This window comes from Bradyrhizobium sp. SMVTL-02 (assembly GCF_051853005.1).
Taxonomy (GTDB): domain Bacteria; phylum Pseudomonadota; class Alphaproteobacteria; order Rhizobiales; family Xanthobacteraceae; genus Bradyrhizobium.
Genome location: NZ_CP182469.1, coordinates 6,131,326 through 6,147,598, shown reverse-complemented (window position 1 = coordinate 6,147,598; position 16,273 = coordinate 6,131,326). Strand labels below are relative to the sequence as shown.

The following is a 16,273-nucleotide window of genomic DNA, read 5'->3' as shown; positions in this document are numbered from 1 at the left end:
ACGTCGTGAGCGAGACGACAGTGGAGAGGGGCGGCGGAATTAGCAGCTCACTTCGCGCCGGGCTTCGACGCTGCAGGGGCCAGCCCCATGCAGCGCTGCACCTCGGCCGGGACGTTGTAGGTGCGCATGATGTGGCGGCTGTCGCGGAGGCCCGTCGCCTCACGTTGCACCACGAACATCCAGAGCGCCTCGCCGGCTTCCACTACCAGCTTGCGCCTCGCCTGCTGCATCGAGGCCGGTGTGTCCGTGGCCGCACGAGCGGCGTCGAACTCGCGCAAGCGCGCCAGCGCCTGTTCGAGCGTGCGGCCCATCCGTCCAAGCGCCGAAGCTTGTTCCTGGACGATCTCGTAATGGAGGATATCGACAGGCGGGCGAAGATCACGGGACATGGTCTGAATATAACCGCCAGACCGCCCCGCGCAACGCGCGCTACTTCGCCCGGTAGGCCGCCAGGAACATCCGCGTCGCGCTGTCGACCACCTCGGTCATGCGCTCTTCGGAGGGCGCGGGCGCGGCCTGGAAGACGAAGGGGAGGAACAGCGAGGCCTTGCACAGCTCCATGAACTGCGACGCCGCAAGCTCGCAATCGTCGATCTTGAGATCGCCGGAACCGACATGGATCTTGAGATAATCGGAGAGGCGGTTGATGGTCTTGTCCAGCACACGCGCATAGTAGCGGCGGCCGACATCGGGCATGCGCTCGGCGATCGCCATCACGGTGCGGATCGCTGATCCGCCGCCGGGCCGGCACAGCAGATGGATATAGGCCCGGCCGAACTCGTTCAGCGTGGTCTCGGCGTCGCGTGCGGGATCGAAATTGAACACGACCTGGCCGTGCTGGAGCGCTTCCTGCTCGAGTATGGCTTCGAACAGCGCGCATTTGTCGGCGAAGTAGACGTAGAGCGTGCCCTTGGACACCTGCGCGGCGCGCGCGATCTCGCCCATGCTGGCGCCGTCGAAGCCGAGATCCATGAACACCTTTCGGGCGCCATCGAGAATCTGGCGGCGCTTGGAGCTGTCCTCCTCCTGGATGACGTGCAGATGTTCGCCGGCAGCTACAACCATTGGTTCAGGGTCTCGGAAGGTTTCTGGACGAGGTGCCAACCTATGCAACGGAAATAAAGGATTCGGGCCAGAAGGGTCCCGGGCCGGGACATTATATATATTGACCGAACGGTTCGGTCAATGATATCTGAGATGAACGAGGGAACAGGCCGCGACGCGGCGGTCCCTGGTCGCGCTATTTTTGGGGAGGCCTTGATGGCCGTATCGAGAGACCGGGCTGCGCGCGTCATTCGCCAGGAAAAGGTGGAGACGATGGCGGCGACTGATGAGGCTGGGACCGGGGCGCCTGCGGCCCTTGCCGAGCAGTTGCGCTCCCACGTGGCCGAGGAAACCAAGCGCCGCGGCGAGGCGCCGGAGAAGCCCGTGACCGACAAGCCGGCCGGGCCTGCCCCGGACGCGCCCGCCGCCGGCGGCGCGCCGAAATCCGGCAAGCGCAAATTCGTCTTGATGGGCGCCGGCCTCGTGCTGGCGCTCGCGGCCGCGAGCTATGCCGGCTATTACACGCTGGTCGGCCGCTTCTATATCTCGACCGACGACGCCTATGTCCGCGCCAACAACACCATGCTGGGCGCGCGCGTGGCCGGCCACATCTCCTCGATCCTTGCCGGCGACAACACCATCGTGCGCGCCGGCGACATCATTCTCCGCATCGACGACGGCGACTACAAGATCGCGGTCGATGCCGCAGCGACGAAGATAGCGACCCAGCAGGCCACCATCGATCGCATCGGCCGCCAGGTCGCAGCCCTCGACAGCCAGGTCGCGCAGGCCAAGGCGCAGCTCGTCTCCGCGGAAGCCGGCCTCAAGCGCGCCGACCTCGATTACGAGCGCCAACAGGCGCTGAGCAGCAAGGGCTTTGCCTCGCGCGCCACCTTCGAGAGCTCGGAAGCCGGACGCGACCAGGGCGCCGCCGCGGTCAAGGCTGCGCAGGCCGCCTATGACGTCGCGGTCAGCAATGTCGATGTCGCCAAGGCGCAGCAGGCCGAAGCGCAGGCGCAGCTCGCCGAGCTGAAGACCTCGCTCGCCAGGGCCGAGCGCGATCTCGCCTTCACCGCGGTGCGAGCGCCGGTCAATGGCACATTCTCCAACCGCCTGGTCAATGCCGGCGACTTCGTCGCGGTCGGCCAGCGGCTCGGCAACGTCGTGCCGCTCGACGAGGTCTACATCGACGCCAACTTCAAGGAGACGCAGCTCAAGCGCATCCGTCCCGGCCAGCCGGTGACGATCAAGGTCGATGCCTATGGCATGCGCAAGTTCTCCGGCGTGGTCGACAGCATCGCGGCGGGCGCAGGCTCGGTGTTCACGCTGCTGCCGCCAGACAACGCCACTGGCAATTTCACCAAGATCGTGCAGCGGGTACCGGTCCGCATCCGCGTGCCGAAATCGGTCGCGAAGCAGAACCTGCTGCGTGCCGGCATGTCGGTCTACGCCACAGTCGACACCAACGAGGGTGCGGCCGACGCCGACAGCGAGGTCGATCTCGACGATCCCACCATGATCCATCCGCAGTAGGTGCGCGGTGACATGAGACGCGCTGCAGCCCTGAACGCAGGTGCGCTCCCTCTCCCGCTTGCGGGAGAGGGTCGGGGAGAGGGTGTCTCCGCAACGGGACAATCCCCCACAGGAGAGAACCCTCACCCGCACCCTCGGCAAAGCCGAGGGTCCACCTCGGCGTTCTCGGACGACGGCCGCCGAAGGCGGCCTATGCTCTCCCGCAAGCGGGAGAGGTGTCCGCAACTCGCAGCCTGCTCCGGTCCGAGTTGACACGCCATGGCCAACGCCACCACCGCTTCACCCACCATGATGGCGACCCCGGCTTCGGAGCGCATCGCGCCGAAGCGGCTGTTCGCGTTCATCATCATGGTGTTCGGGATGTTCATGTCGATCCTGGACATCCAGATCGTCTCGGCTTCATTAAGCGAAATCCAGGCCGGCCTGTCGGCGAGCTCCAGCGAGGTCTCCTGGGTCCAGACCGCCTATCTGATTGCCGAGGTGATCGCGATCCCGCTCTCGGGCTTCCTGTCGCGCGCCTTCGGCACGCGGCTCTTGTTCGCGATCTCGGCGGCGGGCTTCACCTTCTCGAGCCTGCTCTGCGGCTTCGCCACCACCATCGAGGAGATGATCCTCTGGCGCGCGCTGCAGGGCTTTCTCGGCGCCGGCATGATCCCGACCGTCTTCGCCTCGGCCTACACCGTCTTTCCGCGCACGAAATTCCATATCGTCGGTCCCATCATCGGGCTTGTCGCGACCTTGGCTCCCACGATCGGGCCGACCGTCGGCGGCTACATCACCGATGCGATGTCGTGGAACTGGCTGTTCTTCATCAACGTCGTGCCCGGCATCGGCATCACGCTCGGTGTGCTGGCGCTGGTCGATTTCGACGAACCGCATTTCGAATTGCTCGACCGCTTCGACTGGTGGGGCCTGCTGTTCATGGCCGGCTTCCTCGGCACGCTGGAATATGTGCTGGAGGAAGGCCCGCAATATGAATGGATGCAGGATACCTCGGTGGCGATCTGCGCCTGGATCTGCGCCATCTCGGCGATCGCCTTCTTCTGGCGCGTCTTCACGGCGGCCGAGCCGATCGTCAACTTGCGCACCTTCTCCAACCGCAATTTCGCGATCGGCTGCCTCCTGCAGTTCTGCATCGGCATCGGCCTCTATGGCCTGACCTATATCTATCCGCGCTATCTCGCCGAGGTGCGCGGCTACAGCGCGCTGATGATCGGCGAGACCATGTTCGTCTCGGGCATCACCATGTTCCTGGTCGCGCCCTTGGTCGGCCGGCTCATGGTCAAGATCGACATGCGCTACATGATTGCCTTCGGCCTCATCGTGTTCGCGATCGGCTCGTACCAGATGACCTGGATCACGCGCGACTACGATTTCTACGAGCTGCTGGTGCCGCAGATCCTGCGCGGCATCGGCATGATGTTCGCGATGGTGCCGACCAACAACATCGCACTCGGCACGCTGGCGCCAGACCGCGTCAAGAACGCCAGCGGCCTGTTCAACCTGATGCGCAATCTCGGCGGCGCGGTCGGACTTGCGGTCATCAATACCGTGCTCAACGACCGCACCGACCTGCACATCACGCGCCTGCAGGAGCGCGTGACCTGGGGCAACGCCACCGCGACCGAGACCCTGACCATGCTCCAGCAGAAGTTCCAGGGGCTCGGCGATTCCACGCTGATGGCGATGAAGCAGCTCAGCCAGATCGTGCACCGCCAGGCCGTGGTGATGAGCTTTGGCGATGCCTTCTTCGTGCTGACGGTGTTCTATCTCGGTCTCAGCCTCCTGGTCACATTGCTGAACAAGCCGGCCGCGCTGGCCGGCGGCGGCGACGCGCATTAGGCGAGCCACAACGGGTGTCGTCGCCCGGCTTGACCGGGCGACCCAGTATTCCAGAGGCGGCATTGGCAAGCTCGCTCTCACCACATCCGCCGCGGCGTACTGGATGCCCCGGTCCCGTCTCCGCCAACGCTACGCCGGGCCACAAGGGTGCTCGGCCCGCCGGAGCTTTAGCGAAGGCGGCAAGCCGGGCATGACAGCGAGCTTGAGGTGATGCCCCGCACCAAATTGCAACACTCATCCGTGATCTCGCGCGGGCCCCGTTGCAAATCGCCCACGGCACATCTATAAAGCGCACCTCATTCATTCGAACCGGGGAGAGATTTGCATGATTTCGTCGCATTCGCAGATCGTACGCCCCCGCTCGATGATCTCCTGGCTCGGTATGTACGCGGCCTGCTAGAGGCCTCTTCCGCCAGCTTCGATTGGGTTTTGCCTCCCGATCGCTCCGCTTCCCAAGTCAAAACCAGTCTCAAGTGACGCCGTCCGGGCCCTCGCGGCCGATTTGCGTCCATCGATGGAGCCGGCCCGCGCGAAGCGGCCGGATGATGTCATGACCGCTCTGTCAAAGAAGCCCGCGGCGATACGCGTGGTGCTACCCTTCGTGTTCAGGCACTGGCTGAAGCAACCGGCGCGAACCCTCGCCATCGTCACCGGCCTGCTGGGGGCGACGGCCGCCGACCTGTTCATGCCGGTGTTCTCGGGCCATCTGGTCGATGCGCTGACGCGCGGGCCGTCAGATGCCGATGCGCGCCACGCCGCATTGGTTGCGTTCGCCGCCATCGTGGCGCTGGGCGCGGCCTCGATGGTCCTGCGGCTCGCAGGGCTGCAGGCGATCGTGCCTTTCACGCTCAAGCTCATGTCCGAGATCGCGCAGGACGCCTTCACGCGCGTGCAGCGCTTCTCGACCGACTGGCACGCCAATTCCTTTGCCGGCTCGACCGTGCGCAAGATCACGCGCGGCATGTGGGCGCTCGACCTCCTCAACGACACCATCCTGCTGGCACTGCTGCCGTCGCTGGTCGTGCTGATCGGGTCGATGATTCTGCTCGGCGTGCACTGGGCCTCGCTCGGCGCGGTGATCGCGCTCGGCGCGCTTGTCTATGTCACGATGACGGTGCTGTTCTCGACGCGCTACATCGCGCCGGCCGCGCGCGTCTCCAATGCCTGGGACACCAAGGTCGGCGGTACGCTGGCGGACGCGCTGACCTGCAACGCGGTGGTGAAATCCTTCGGCGCGGAGGCGCGGGAAGATGCGCGGCTCGCCCGCGTCGTCAACCGCTGGCGCGTGCGGGTGCGGCGGACCTGGTTCCGCTACAACTACACGGCCATGGCGCAGCTCGCGCTGCTGCTGGCCTTGCGCGCCTCGGTGGTCGGCGGCTCGGTGCTGCTGTGGATCTCGGGGCACGCCTCGCCCGGCGACGTCACCTATGTGCTGACGAGCTACTACGTCATCCACGCCTATTTGCGCGACGTGGGCATGCACATCAACAATCTGCAGCGCGCGGTGAACGACATGGACGAGCTGGTGGCGATCCATGACGAGCCGATCGGGATCGTCGATGCCGCGGGCGCCCGTCCGATCGCGATCGAGGGCGGCGAGATCGTGTTCGACGACGTCACGTTCCATTATGGCGGCCATCGCGCGCCGCTGTACGACGGACTGTCGCTGACGATCCGCGCCGGCGAACGCGTCGGCCTGGTCGGCCGCTCCGGCTCCGGCAAGACGACCTTCGTCAAGCTGGTGCAGCGTCTGTACGACGTCACCGGCGGTCGCGTGCTGATCGACGGGCAGGACATCGCGCTGGCGACGCAGCAATCGCTGCGCAGCCAGATCGCGATCGTGCAGCAGGAGCCGATCCTGTTTCACCGCTCGCTCGCCGAGAACATCGCCTATGGCCGGCCCGGCGCCAGCCTCGAGGCGATCGAGCAGGCGGCGCGCCTCGCCAATGCGCACGACTTCATCCTGCGTCTGCCCAAGGGGTACGGCACCCTTGTCGGCGAGCGCGGCGTGAAATTGTCCGGCGGCGAACGGCAGCGCGTGGCGCTGGCGCGCGCCTTCCTGGCGGATGCGCCGGTGCTGATCCTGGACGAGGCGACGTCGAGCCTCGATTCGGAATCGGAGGCGCTGATCCAGCAGGCGATGGAACGGCTGATGAAAGGCCGTACCTCGATCGTGATCGCGCACCGGCTGTCGACCGTGAAGAGCCTCGATCGCATCCTGGTGTTCGACCGCGGCGAGATCGTCGAGCAGGGCACGCATGCTCTGCTCGCGGGCAAGCCGGGGGGCATCTATCGCGGCCTGTTCGAGCGCCAGGTTGTGGAGCTCGGACAGATCGCGGCAGCGGAGTGAGCCACGCGCCGGCGGGGCGAATGTCCCGCTGTCACGAGGCCTGAGGATGGAATGAGATGAAAGACCTGACACACGGCTCCATCGTGCGACACGTCCTGGCCATGGCCCCGCCAATCATGGTCGGCATGATCTCGATCATGATCTGCCAGCTGGTCGATCTCTATTTCGTCTCGAGCCTGGGCGAGGCTGCGATCGCGGGCGTGGCCGCGGCCGGCAACGCCGGCTTTCTCGTCAATGCCCTGATGCAGGTGCTCGGCGTCGGTACAGTAGCCTTGATGGCGCATGCCGTGGGCCGCAAGGACCGTGACGATGCTAATCTGGTGTTCAACCAGTCGGCCGTCCTTTCGGTGCTGTTCGGGCTGCTGACACTGGTGGCGGGTTTCGCGCTGTCGCGTCCCTACATGCGCGCGGTTGCGGCCGACGAGGCAACAGTCAAAGCCGGCACCATCTACCTGCTCTGGTTCACGCCGGCACTGGCGCTGCAATTCGCGACGCAAGTGATGGCGTCCGCGTTGCGGGCGACCGGCATCGTGCGGCCGAGCATGCTGGTGCAGGCGCTCGCGGTGGGCATCAACATCGCGCTGGCGCCGATCCTGATCTCGGGCTGGGGCACCGGGCATCCGCTCGGTGTCGCCGGGGCCGGCCTTGCAAGCTCGATTGCCGTTTTCATCGGCGTGCTGATGCTGCTCGCGTATTTCCTGAAGCTGGAGCGTTACGTCGCCTTTCATCCCGCGCAATGGCGGCCCCAGCTTCGGCAGTGGAAGAGAATCCTCAATGTCGGCCTGCCCGCTGGCGGTGAGTTCGTTATGGTCTTCATTATCATGGCTGTGGGCTATTATGTGCTCAGCGTTTTCGGCCCGGCGGCGCAGGCCGGATTTGGTATCGGCACGCGTCTCCTCGGCCTAATCCAGATGCCTGCGCTCGCCGTCGCGCTGGCTGCGGGGCCCATCGCCGGCCAGAACTTCGGCGCCGGCAATGGCGCGCGCGTGCGGGAGACCTTTGTCAAGGCGGCGCTCGTCGCGACCGCGGTGATGACTGTCCTCCTGACGTTCGCGCAGCTCGCGCCAGGTCTGTTGCTTGCCGGGTTCTCGAATGATCGAGAGACGATGGCAGTTGCGTCGCTCTTTCTGCGCATCGTCTCGTTCAACATGGTGGCGCAGGGGCTGATCTTCACCACCTCCAGCATGTTCCAGGGGCTGGGCAACACCAAGCCCGTGCTGGTGACCTCGGCAATGCGGGTCCTCACCTATTCCCTGCCGTCGATCTGGCTCTCGACGTGGCCGGGCTTTCGGATGGAGCATGTCTGGTATTTGTCGATCGCGACAACGACGCTTCAGGCCGCGCTGAGCGTGTTGTTGCTACACCGCGAGTTCGGCAAGCGCCTGGCTCCGCTGCGGCACGCTGAGGTTCCCGTGCAGATGGAGGCTGAGCCTGAAGCGCCTCACGCGCGCGCACCGGCATAGCGACGGCTGATTGTTGTGTTCGCGTGCGCGTCAGTGTGCGCCAACACTATTCCAAACGAGTGTGAGGCCCGACATAAACAGCAGTCCGAGCACGACATCGCCAAAATGCTTGTCGTTCAGCGCGTGGTAGACGCGCGCGCCGGCCCAGGCTCCGATCAGCGTGCCCGGAAAGGCGACAGCAGCGAGCCAGACCACCTTGAACGCCACGAGGCCCGACGCCGTCTGCAACACCAGCGCGGTGGCGAGCACCGTGAAGTTGAAGAGCTGGAAGATGCCGCGCCGCTCGTGCTTGTTCCAGCCGCGGATGTTCGCCCACAGGATCGGCAGCGGCCCGGACAGTCCGGCCAGCCCGCCCAGAATGCCGCCGGCAAAACCGATCGCCCCGTCGGCGATGCGGCCGCCGAACTTGAAGGCGAGCGGCCTCTTGTTCAGGTAGAGCGCGCTCGAAAAGACCAGGATCAGCACGCCGACGCTGAGCTTGAAAACTTTGGGATCCGCGGAGGCGACCATCATGGTTCCTAGCGGCACGCCGATCAGTCCGCCGATCAGGAACGGCCACACCAGCGAGAGATCAAAACTCTTCCACATCGACGGCAGCGTCGAGGTCTGCGCGATCACCGAGCAGATCAGCACCAGCGGCACCGCGAGCGAGGGCGGCAGGACGTAGAGCCAGATCCCGAGCGCCATCAGCGCGGTGCCGAATCCGGCAAGGCCCGAGACGAAGCCGCCGGCCAGCGCGCCGAACAGCAGCAGCGCGTAAGTGGACGTTTCCACCTTTGTCATTTCCTGTCGTTAGCGGCGATCTCGAACGGTTGATCGTCATCCGGCGCATAGCACAGATGCGGCCCGGAAGGTCAATTGCAAAACCGCACGCAAGCGTGATCCTCAGGGGCGGGCATTCGCCGAAGCGGCGCCTACATCACGCCTGTCTTTAATCCTGGGGGCCTGCCGGGCGTCACGCCGCATCGTCCCTGATGAGATGATGGAGCATGATCATGACCCGCCTGAGCATTGCCGTTGCGGCCGCATTGTTATCGGCCGCCGCTCTGACGCCGACATTGGCGCAGGCGCAGTTTTCCGAGCCTGCGGCCTATCAGGCCGCGCATCCCGACCGCGATGTGCTCAATGGCGGCCAGCTCACGCCCGCGGGGCGCGCGGCCCGTGGCGAGGCAGTGATCCCGAGGGAGGCCTATGCGGCCTATCCGTCAGCCGTTGCGCCGGTCGTGCGCCCGCGCCATCGCCGCCATCATCAATAGATTGTCGTTAGACGATCTGCCTGGTGTCGGCGGGCTTGTGCAGCGCGCCGACCAGGATGCGTAGCGCTTCCGTCAACTCCGCCCTGTTGCGTGCCGCGCCCAGCGAGACGCGCGCCGCGTGCGGCGGTGCTCCGTCCACGGCGAAGGCATCGCCGGCGACGATCGCGAGGCCATTGCGCAGCAGATACGCTGCGACATCGGGCCGGTTCTCCGGCAATCGTAGCCACAGATGGTGGGCGGCGGGTTTGGCCCGGAACTCAAATCCCTTCAGTGCCCGCTGCGCGAGTTGCTGGCGGCCGACCGCCTCGTTGCGAATGGCGGTGATGATGCGATCGGCAATGCCGCTCTCGATCCAGTGCGTCACCAGCGCGACCATCAGCGGCGCCGGCATCTGCACCGTCGCTTGCAGGGAGGCGCGCATCTCCTGCTGCGCAGCGTTGTCGGGCGTCATCAGATAGGCGACACGCAGCGCCGGCGCGATGCATTTTGACAGCGTGGTCGCGAGATGGGTCCGTTCCGGAATGAGGTTCGCGATCGGCGAAGCCGCGCGATCGAGCAGCCCGTAGGCGTCGTCCTCGATCAGGATCGTGTCGGCATCGCGGATGATCCTGGCGATGGCGCTGCGCCGCTCGGGAAGAAGCGTCGCGGTGGTCGGATTGTGCAGCGTCGGAATGAGGTAGACGGCCTTCGGCCTGTGCGTGCGGCAGGCCTCTGCAAGCGCATCAGGCAGGATGCCGCCATCATCCATGGCGACGCCGACGACCTTGACGCCGAGCCGCGCAGCGGCGGCCTTGATGCCGGGGAAGGTGAGCGCTTCCGTCAGCACGATGTCTCCGGGCCGTGCAAGGTGTGCGAGCAGGTTGAACAGGATGGTCTGCGCGCCCGGAAAGATCACCAGCCTGTCGGCATGCGCATGCGGGACGCGTGCACGCATCCAGCGTGCCGCGACCTCGCGCTCATGCGCGCTGCCGCCGGGCGGTTGATAGTTCAGGAAGGCGGTCAGGCCCGATTGCCCACGGAGGACGTCCAGCCCTGCGATGATCCGTTCGTCGAGCTGTGCCTCGAGCGGATGCGGCGGCACGTTCATCGAGAGGTCGATCGCCACCGGATGCGGCAGGTCGACCGCGCGCCGCGCGCTGGTCTCCGAAACGAACGAACCCTGCCCGACCCGGGCCTCCATGATGCCGCGGCGCCGCGCCTCGGTGTAGGCGCGCGTCACGGTGGTGAGGTCGATGCCGAGGGCCTTGGCAAGCGCGCGTTGCGTCGGCAGCTGCTGGCCGCGCACCAGCCTTCCTGCGGCGATGTCGGCCTCCATGGCGTCGACGATGCGCTGGTACCGCGGTCCGCTCAGCTCCGAGATTGTAGGGGTCCAATCCATGCAATTTAGGCCCATATTCTTTGAATGTATGGATACAGTATATTATTGTATGGATCAGCAAAACGGAAGAGGTGCGGTCGTGGCAACCGGTTCAGTCTCTCTCACGAAGGCAATGTGGCGCGGCTTCTTGGGCAGGTGCCCGAACTGCGGCGAAGGGCATATGTTCGGTCGATTCCTGAAGGTGGCCGAGGCTTGCGATCATTGCGGCGAAGAGTTGTTCCACCAGCGCGCGGATGATTTTCCCGCCTATCTGGTGATGGTTGTGGTCGGCCACCTCGTCGTGCCTGCGATCCTCGCAATCGAGACCGCCTACGCGCCGCCGATCTGGCTGCAATTGGCCGTGTGGCTGCCCGTGACGCTGTTCTCGTCGCTCGCGCTGCTGCAGCCGACCAAAGGCGCCATCGTCGGGTTGCAATGGCAGCTCGGCATGCACGGATTCGAGGCGAGCAAGCTGCGGCGCGAGGCCGGGGCGCTCGTCCTCGCAAAAGTGAATACGCGTGCCGCCTGAAGCCGCCGCAGCGTTTACATCGCGCGCGAGGCCGCTACACAGGCCGTCATTCCAGGGCGTGCGCAGCACGGAATCCATTTCTCCTCCGTCTCCGCGGCCCGATGGATTCGGGCTCTCGCTTCGCGAGCCCCGGAACGACAGCCGGGCCGAAATGGTGAGGGGCCCGATGCGCTAGCATCGAACCCCTCGTTGCTTCCTTGGCAAAGATGCGTTTTCTTCACGCGAACCGAAAACACTTCGCTCGAAAACGCTTTAGAATATCAGCCGGCCTGTAAGCCGGGTTCTGTAGGGCACCGCCCGCTTGCGCGAACGATACGTGACGGCCATTCCTCTGGGACCATGTTTGCACATGGCCTCGAGCAACCTACCCGGACGGCGGGCCTGACATCGCCCCGCGGCGTTATCGCTTTCGCGAACAGCCCGCTACGCCGTCCCTATTCGGTTTTGCTCCCGGTGGGGTTTACCATGCCGGCCCCGTTGCCGGCGCCGCGGTGCGCTCTTACCGCACCTTTTCACCCTTACCTGCCTACGCAGCTTGCGCTGCTACGGCACGGCAGGCCCGCGGGCTTGTCGCGCCGAAGCCCAAAGGGCGAAGGCGGGCGGTTCGTTCTCTGTGGCACTTTCCCTGGGGTCACCCCCGCCGGACGTTATCCGGCACCGCATGTCAAGGGAGCCCGGACTTTCCTCCCCGGCGGCCTTTCGGCGCCTGCCGGAGCGGCCGTCCGGCCGACTGACTGATAACGCATGGAGCATTTGTGACGGTTCCGTCAAGCCGGGATCGCCGCGCACGCGTTCTCGAAAATAATTTATCCTGAAGACGTCGTTTGGAGCGCGCCCCGTTCGACTGGAAGTCGGCGACGCAGCCGAACAACAGGAGTGAAGCGATGCAGTATCTGCTGATGATCTACCAGAACGAGGCCGAGTACGCGAAGAACGACGCGGCGACCAGCCAGAAGATGCTGGCCGAATATCAGGCCTTCACCCAAAGCATCATCCAGAGTGGCAATTTCAAGGCCGGTGACCGCCTGCGGCCGACCACGACCGCGACGACCGTCCGCGTGCGCGACGGCAAGACGCTGACGACCGACGGTCCGTTTGCGGAAACGCGCGAGCAGCTCGGCGGCTACTATCTGATCGAGGCGAAGGACCTCGATGCGGCGATCGAGATCGCGGCGCGGATTCCCAGCGCGCGCATCGGCTCGATCGAGGTGCGGCCGATCTGGGTGTACGACAAGTGAAGGCGAAGCCGCGCATCGACGCATGACTCCGAGCGAGATCGAAATCATCTTCCGGGACGAGGCGGGGCGGGCGCTGGCAACGCTGATCCGCCTCGTCGGCGATTTCGATCTTGCCGAGGACGCGCTGCAGGACGCGTTTGCGGTGGCGCTGGAGCGCTGGTCGGCGTGCGAGATCCCTGACAATCCCCGCGCTTGGCTGGTCAATGTCGCCCGCAACAAGGCGATCGATCGCATCCGCCGCCGGGCTGTCTTCCGCGGCAAGCAGCCGGCGCTGGTGCATGAGCTCGAGCTGAACGCGCTGGGCCCGGACGAGCCGCCGGCAACGCTCGACGACGACATGCTGCGCCTGATCTTCACCTGCTGCCATCCCGCCTTCGCACCCGAGGTCCAGGTCGCGCTGACGCTGCGCACCGTCTGTGGGCTCTCGACGGCGCAGGTCGCGCGCGCCTTCCTCGTCGGCGAGGAGGCGATGGCGCAGCGCCTGGTCCGCGCCAAGCAGAAGATCAGGCTCGCCGGCATTCCCTACGAGGTGCCCGAGCGTGAGGCGCTGGCGCCGCGGCTCGATGGCGTGCTCGCCGTGATCTATCTCGTCTTCACTGAAGGCTATGTCGCAACTTCAGGCGCGGATCTGATGCGGCCGGATCTCGCCGTCGAAGCCATCCGGCTCGGCCGCCTGCTCGACCGGCTGATGCCCGGTCGCGGCGGCGTGAAGGGCCTGCTCGCCCTGATGCTGCTGCATGATGCGCGCCGCGCCGGGCGCGAGACGTCGGCCGGCGACATCGTGCTGCTCGAAGAGCAGGATCGCACGCTCTGGGATCGCGCGCAGATCGAGGAAGGGTTGAGTCTGGTCGATGAGGCGCTGCGCATGCCCGGCCGGCCGCAAGCCTATGCGGTGCAGGCCGCGATCGCGGCGCTGCATGCGCGCGCGCCGAGTTTCGAGTCGACCGACTGGCCGCAGATTGCCGGGCTGTACGAGGTGCTGCTGCGCATCAATCCGTCGCCGGTGATCGAGCTGAACCACGCCGCGGCCGTGTCCATGGTCGACGGTCCTGAGCGTGCGCTCGATCTCGTCGATGCGATCACGGCGCGCGGCGGACTCAATGGGTATGAGCTGCTGCCCGCGGTGCGCGCGGATCTGTTGCGGCGGTTAGGGCGGACAGAGGAGGCGATGGCCGCGTATGTCGCGGCTACGGCTGCGACGCAGCTGGAGCCGTTGCGGAGGCTCTACGCGCGGCGAATGAGGGAGATGGGGTAGCTGTCGCCACACACTCCGTCATTGCGAGCGCAGCGAAGCAATCCAGACTGCCTCTGCAGAGACAGTCTGGATTGCTTCGTCGCAAGAGCTCCTCGCAATGACGGAGGATGTGGCAGACACGCCGTCACTTCGACGCGATTGTCGTCCCGTCCTGCGGCAGGCTCGCCAGCAGCGCCTGCAAGGTCGACAGCGTGGAATGATCCGCAACACCGTCGAGCCGCGCCGGACGGAAATGGCGCTGGAAGGCGGTGACGACCTCCATGGTCGCGGCGTCGTATTTGCCGTTGAGGGGAACGCCATAGCCGTACTTTGCGAGCGCCTGCTGCATGCTCAGCACCGCATCGCTGATGGTGCCGAGCATCAGGGTCTCGCCGCGCATGACCGGTGCGGGCGTGACCCAGTGACCGACGCCGGAATTGGCCAGCGAATGCCACGGAAACTTTTCGCCGGGATCCTTCTTGCGCGCGGGGGCGACGTCGGAATGGCCGAGCACCCGGTGCGCCGGTACCTTGCGGCGAAGCATGATGCCACGGCACAGCGCGATCACGGCCGCGATCTGGCGCAGCGGAAACTCCGGATAGCCCCAGTCGTGACCGCGATTGACGATCTCGATGCCGATCGAGCAGGAATTGACGTCGTCCTCGCCGGCCCAGGACGAGACGCCGGCGTGCCAGGCGCGCTTGGCCTCGGGTACGCATTGCACGATGCGGCCGTCCTCCAGCACGACATAATGCGCCGACACTTCCGTGCCCGCCGTGCACAGCCGCGCCAGCGCGCCTTCGACGTCGGGCATGCCGGTGTAGTGCAGCACGATCATGTCCGGCTGCCGACCCTCGTTGCGCTCGCCATAATTCGGCGAGGGGATGATGTCGGAGACGATCGAGGAATCCGGCTCGAACGTGCGCATGTTGGCCGCGGCCTTGGGAACCGGGAGGACGCGCTGACGCTTCGAATCAGATCCAGACGGCGAACCGGGCGACATAAGCAGCTCAAGTCGGAACAGGAGAGTGGGCGGGGCCCGTCTCTTTACTATTCCTTTACCCTCCGCCGAGCGCAATCGCGCGACGCGGTTAACGGATGCATTTTGAACAGGGTGTGTGGATGAGGCATCACCACCGCCTCGCCATTTCGACTTGTCACGAGCCGATCAACGCTTTCTTAACGCTAAGGGCCGTTACTGAGGGATGAAAGAGCCGACCCGCGTCCGGAGGCGGCCAAAGCGTATTTGGCTCGAAATCCCATGGCTGCCCGACAAATTCCGCTGGGAACTCTGGGTTTGTCGCTTGGGACCACCGGGCTCGTTAACCATGTTGGACTGGGGCCTGGTCGTGGAACCGCCGCGACGCGGAATCATTCGAGGCGTTATGGGCTGGTTCGCCACCGATCTGTCACGGTCGTTCGGCAGGTGCGGCGCATGAGTTCCGCTCCTCACATTCCCGTGCTTGGCCGCGAAGCGATCGAACATCTCGCGCCGCGCGCAGGCGGCATCTATGTCGACGCCACCTTCGGCGCCGGGGGCTACAGCCGCGCCATCCTCGACATCCCGGGAACCCGGCTGATCGCGATCGATCGTGATCGCACCGCGATCGCAGGCGGCGCCGAGCTTGTCGCGCGCGCCGCGGGACGGCTGACGCTGGTCGAGGACCGCTTCTCCAACCTCGCCGAAGTTTGTGCCGCGCAAGGCGTCGATGGCGTGGACGGCGTCGTGATGGATGTCGGGGTGTCCTCGATGCAGCTCGATCAGGCCGGCCGCGGCTTCTCGTTCCGTCTCGACGGTCCGCTCGACATGCGCATGGCGCAGACGGGTCCGACCGCGGCCGACGTGGTCGCGCGTGCCTCCGAAGGCGACCTCGCCGACATCATCTATCAGCTGGGTGAGGAGCGGCAGTCGCGCCGCATCGCCCGTGCCATCGTCGCCGACCGGCAGGAGACCCCGTTCACGACCACGCGCGCGCTCGCCGATCTCATCGGCAGGATCGTGCGTTCCAAGCCCGGCGACATCCATCCCGCGACGCGGACGTTCCAGGCCCTGCGCATCTTCGTCAACGAGGAGCTGGACGAGCTTCGGGCCGCGCTCGCCGCCGCGGAGCGCGTGCTCAAGCCCGGCGGCCGTCTCGTCGTCGTTTCGTTCCATTCGCTGGAAGACCGCATCGTCAAGAATTTGCTCGGCGAACGCTCGAAGAGCGGCGGCGGCTCGCGGCATCTGCCCGAGCTGGCGCAAGCTGCGCCGAGCTTCCAGTTGCTGACCCGACGCCCCGTGGTTGCGGGCGAAGAAGAAGTGGCGAACAATCCGCGCGCGCGTTCCGCAAAGCTGCGTGCCGCGGAGCGCACGAATGCGCCCGCGCATGATGAGGGCGAGCAATCGTCCTGGCCAAGACTCTCCGACGTGATGAGAGGAGGCTAGAG

General features: G+C 65.7%; 14 protein-coding genes and 1 other RNA gene. 9 read left to right on the top strand and 6 right to left on the bottom strand.

The genetic code is table 11. From position 1 onward, the window contains the following. Positions 1-47 precede the first annotated feature (47 nt). Both ACNJYB_RS29370 and ACNJYB_RS29365 read right to left on the bottom strand, forming a co-directional pair. Entirely contained in the window at positions 48-389 is a 342-nt protein-coding gene (locus ACNJYB_RS29370) for a DUF6665 family protein (RefSeq protein ID WP_439370052.1), read from the bottom strand. Positions 390-429: 40 nt separating this feature from the next. After that, entirely contained in the window at positions 430-1,065 is a 636-nt protein-coding gene (locus ACNJYB_RS29365) for a TetR/AcrR family transcriptional regulator (protein ID WP_439370051.1), read from the bottom strand. 195 nt (positions 1,066-1,260) lie between these two features. On the opposite strand from ACNJYB_RS29365, the gene ACNJYB_RS29360 reads away from it, so the two are divergent. From ACNJYB_RS29360 to ACNJYB_RS29345, 4 genes are all read left to right on the top strand, one after another. Next, positions 1,261-2,577 (top strand): HlyD family efflux transporter periplasmic adaptor subunit, encoded by a 1,317-nt coding sequence (locus tag ACNJYB_RS29360; RefSeq protein WP_439370050.1) that lies wholly within the window; start codon positions 1,261-1,263, stop codon positions 2,575-2,577. A 258-nt stretch (positions 2,578-2,835) separates the two neighbouring features. Continuing rightward, a complete protein-coding gene (locus ACNJYB_RS29355; RefSeq protein WP_439370049.1) occupies positions 2,836-4,419 on the top strand; it encodes a DHA2 family efflux MFS transporter permease subunit in 1,584 nt (527 codons plus the stop codon). A 550-nt stretch (positions 4,420-4,969) separates the two neighbouring features. Continuing rightward, the gene (locus ACNJYB_RS29350; protein WP_439370048.1) at positions 4,970-6,769 is read left to right on the top strand and encodes an ABC transporter ATP-binding protein; all 1,800 of its coding nucleotides are present in this window, start codon (positions 4,970-4,972) and stop codon (positions 6,767-6,769) included. A gap of 56 nt (positions 6,770-6,825) precedes the next feature. Further along, on the top strand, positions 6,826-8,232 hold the full coding sequence (locus ACNJYB_RS29345; RefSeq protein WP_439370047.1) for an MATE family efflux transporter: 1,407 nt from the start codon (positions 6,826-6,828) through the stop codon (positions 8,230-8,232). 30 nt (positions 8,233-8,262) lie between these two features. Here ACNJYB_RS29345 and ACNJYB_RS29340 read toward each other — a convergent pair whose 3' ends face one another. Beyond that, positions 8,263-9,006, bottom strand: coding sequence for a sulfite exporter TauE/SafE family protein (locus ACNJYB_RS29340; RefSeq protein WP_439370046.1), 744 nt, complete (start codon positions 9,004-9,006; stop codon positions 8,263-8,265). A gap of 221 nt (positions 9,007-9,227) precedes the next feature. Here ACNJYB_RS29340 and ACNJYB_RS29335 point away from each other — a divergent pair, with 221 nt between their 5' ends. Further along, positions 9,228-9,488 carry a hypothetical protein gene (locus tag ACNJYB_RS29335; RefSeq protein ID WP_439370045.1) on the top strand — a complete coding sequence of 87 codons (261 nt, stop codon included), beginning with the start codon at positions 9,228-9,230 and terminating at the stop codon, positions 9,486-9,488. A 7-nt stretch (positions 9,489-9,495) separates the two neighbouring features. Here ACNJYB_RS29335 and ACNJYB_RS29330 read toward each other — a convergent pair whose 3' ends face one another. Then, positions 9,496-10,866: a PLP-dependent aminotransferase family protein gene (locus ACNJYB_RS29330; RefSeq protein WP_439370044.1), complete on the bottom strand. Its 1,371-nt coding sequence runs from the start codon at positions 10,864-10,866 to the stop codon at positions 9,496-9,498. A 49-nt stretch (positions 10,867-10,915) separates the two neighbouring features. On the opposite strand from ACNJYB_RS29330, the gene ACNJYB_RS29325 reads away from it, so the two are divergent. After that, positions 10,916-11,374 (top strand): DUF983 domain-containing protein, encoded by a 459-nt coding sequence (locus tag ACNJYB_RS29325; RefSeq protein ID WP_439370043.1) that lies wholly within the window; start codon positions 10,916-10,918, stop codon positions 11,372-11,374. 256 nt (positions 11,375-11,630) lie between these two features. On the opposite strand, the gene rnpB is transcribed toward ACNJYB_RS29325, so the two are convergent. Beyond that, positions 11,631-12,108, bottom strand: an RNA gene (rnpB, locus tag ACNJYB_RS29320) — RNase P RNA component class A. 150 nt (positions 12,109-12,258) lie between these two features. On the opposite strand from rnpB, the gene ACNJYB_RS29315 reads away from it, so the two are divergent. Next, positions 12,259-12,612, top strand: a complete 354-nt coding sequence (locus ACNJYB_RS29315) for a YciI family protein (RefSeq protein ID WP_439375673.1) — start codon at positions 12,259-12,261, stop codon at positions 12,610-12,612. A 22-nt stretch (positions 12,613-12,634) separates the two neighbouring features. Then, the gene (locus ACNJYB_RS29310; RefSeq protein WP_439370042.1) at positions 12,635-13,867 is read left to right on the top strand and encodes an RNA polymerase sigma factor; all 1,233 of its coding nucleotides are present in this window, start codon (positions 12,635-12,637) and stop codon (positions 13,865-13,867) included. A 124-nt stretch (positions 13,868-13,991) separates the two neighbouring features. Here the strand turns inward: ACNJYB_RS29310 and ACNJYB_RS29305 are convergent, their stop codons facing one another. After that, positions 13,992-14,774 carry an N-acetylmuramoyl-L-alanine amidase gene (locus ACNJYB_RS29305; protein WP_439370041.1) on the bottom strand — a complete coding sequence of 261 codons (783 nt, stop codon included), beginning with the start codon at positions 14,772-14,774 and terminating at the stop codon, positions 13,992-13,994. Positions 14,775-15,281: 507 nt separating this feature from the next. On the opposite strand from ACNJYB_RS29305, the gene rsmH reads away from it, so the two are divergent. After that, on the top strand, positions 15,282-16,271 hold the full coding sequence (gene rsmH / locus ACNJYB_RS29300) for a 16S rRNA (cytosine(1402)-N(4))-methyltransferase RsmH (protein WP_439370040.1): 990 nt from the start codon (positions 15,282-15,284) through the stop codon (positions 16,269-16,271). Positions 16,272-16,273: the final 2 nt, after the last annotated feature.

Coding starts and splice junctions, on each gene's coding strand:
- ACNJYB_RS29325 (WP_439370043.1), top strand. CDS start 10,916: ATGGATCAGCAAAACGGAAGAGGTGCGGTCGTGGCAACCGGTTCAGTC.
- rsmH (WP_439370040.1), top strand. CDS start 15,282: ATGAGTTCCGCTCCTCACATTCCCGTGCTTGGCCGCGAAGCGATCGAA.
- ACNJYB_RS29310 (WP_439370042.1), top strand. CDS start 12,635: ATGACTCCGAGCGAGATCGAAATCATCTTCCGGGACGAGGCGGGGCGG.
- ACNJYB_RS29360 (WP_439370050.1), top strand. CDS start 1,261: ATGGCCGTATCGAGAGACCGGGCTGCGCGCGTCATTCGCCAGGAAAAG.
- ACNJYB_RS29350 (WP_439370048.1), top strand. CDS start 4,970: ATGACCGCTCTGTCAAAGAAGCCCGCGGCGATACGCGTGGTGCTACCC.
- ACNJYB_RS29330 (WP_439370044.1), bottom strand. CDS start 10,866: ATGGATTGGACCCCTACAATCTCGGAGCTGAGCGGACCGCGGTACCAG.
- ACNJYB_RS29315 (WP_439375673.1), top strand. CDS start 12,259: ATGCAGTATCTGCTGATGATCTACCAGAACGAGGCCGAGTACGCGAAG.
- ACNJYB_RS29365 (WP_439370051.1), bottom strand. CDS start 1,065: ATGGTTGTAGCTGCCGGCGAACATCTGCACGTCATCCAGGAGGAGGAC.
- ACNJYB_RS29355 (WP_439370049.1), top strand. CDS start 2,836: ATGGCCAACGCCACCACCGCTTCACCCACCATGATGGCGACCCCGGCT.
- ACNJYB_RS29335 (WP_439370045.1), top strand. CDS start 9,228: ATGACCCGCCTGAGCATTGCCGTTGCGGCCGCATTGTTATCGGCCGCC.
- ACNJYB_RS29305 (WP_439370041.1), bottom strand. CDS start 14,774: ATGCGCACGTTCGAGCCGGATTCCTCGATCGTCTCCGACATCATCCCC.
- ACNJYB_RS29345 (WP_439370047.1), top strand. CDS start 6,826: ATGAAAGACCTGACACACGGCTCCATCGTGCGACACGTCCTGGCCATG.
- ACNJYB_RS29370 (WP_439370052.1), bottom strand. CDS start 389: ATGTCCCGTGATCTTCGCCCGCCTGTCGATATCCTCCATTACGAGATC.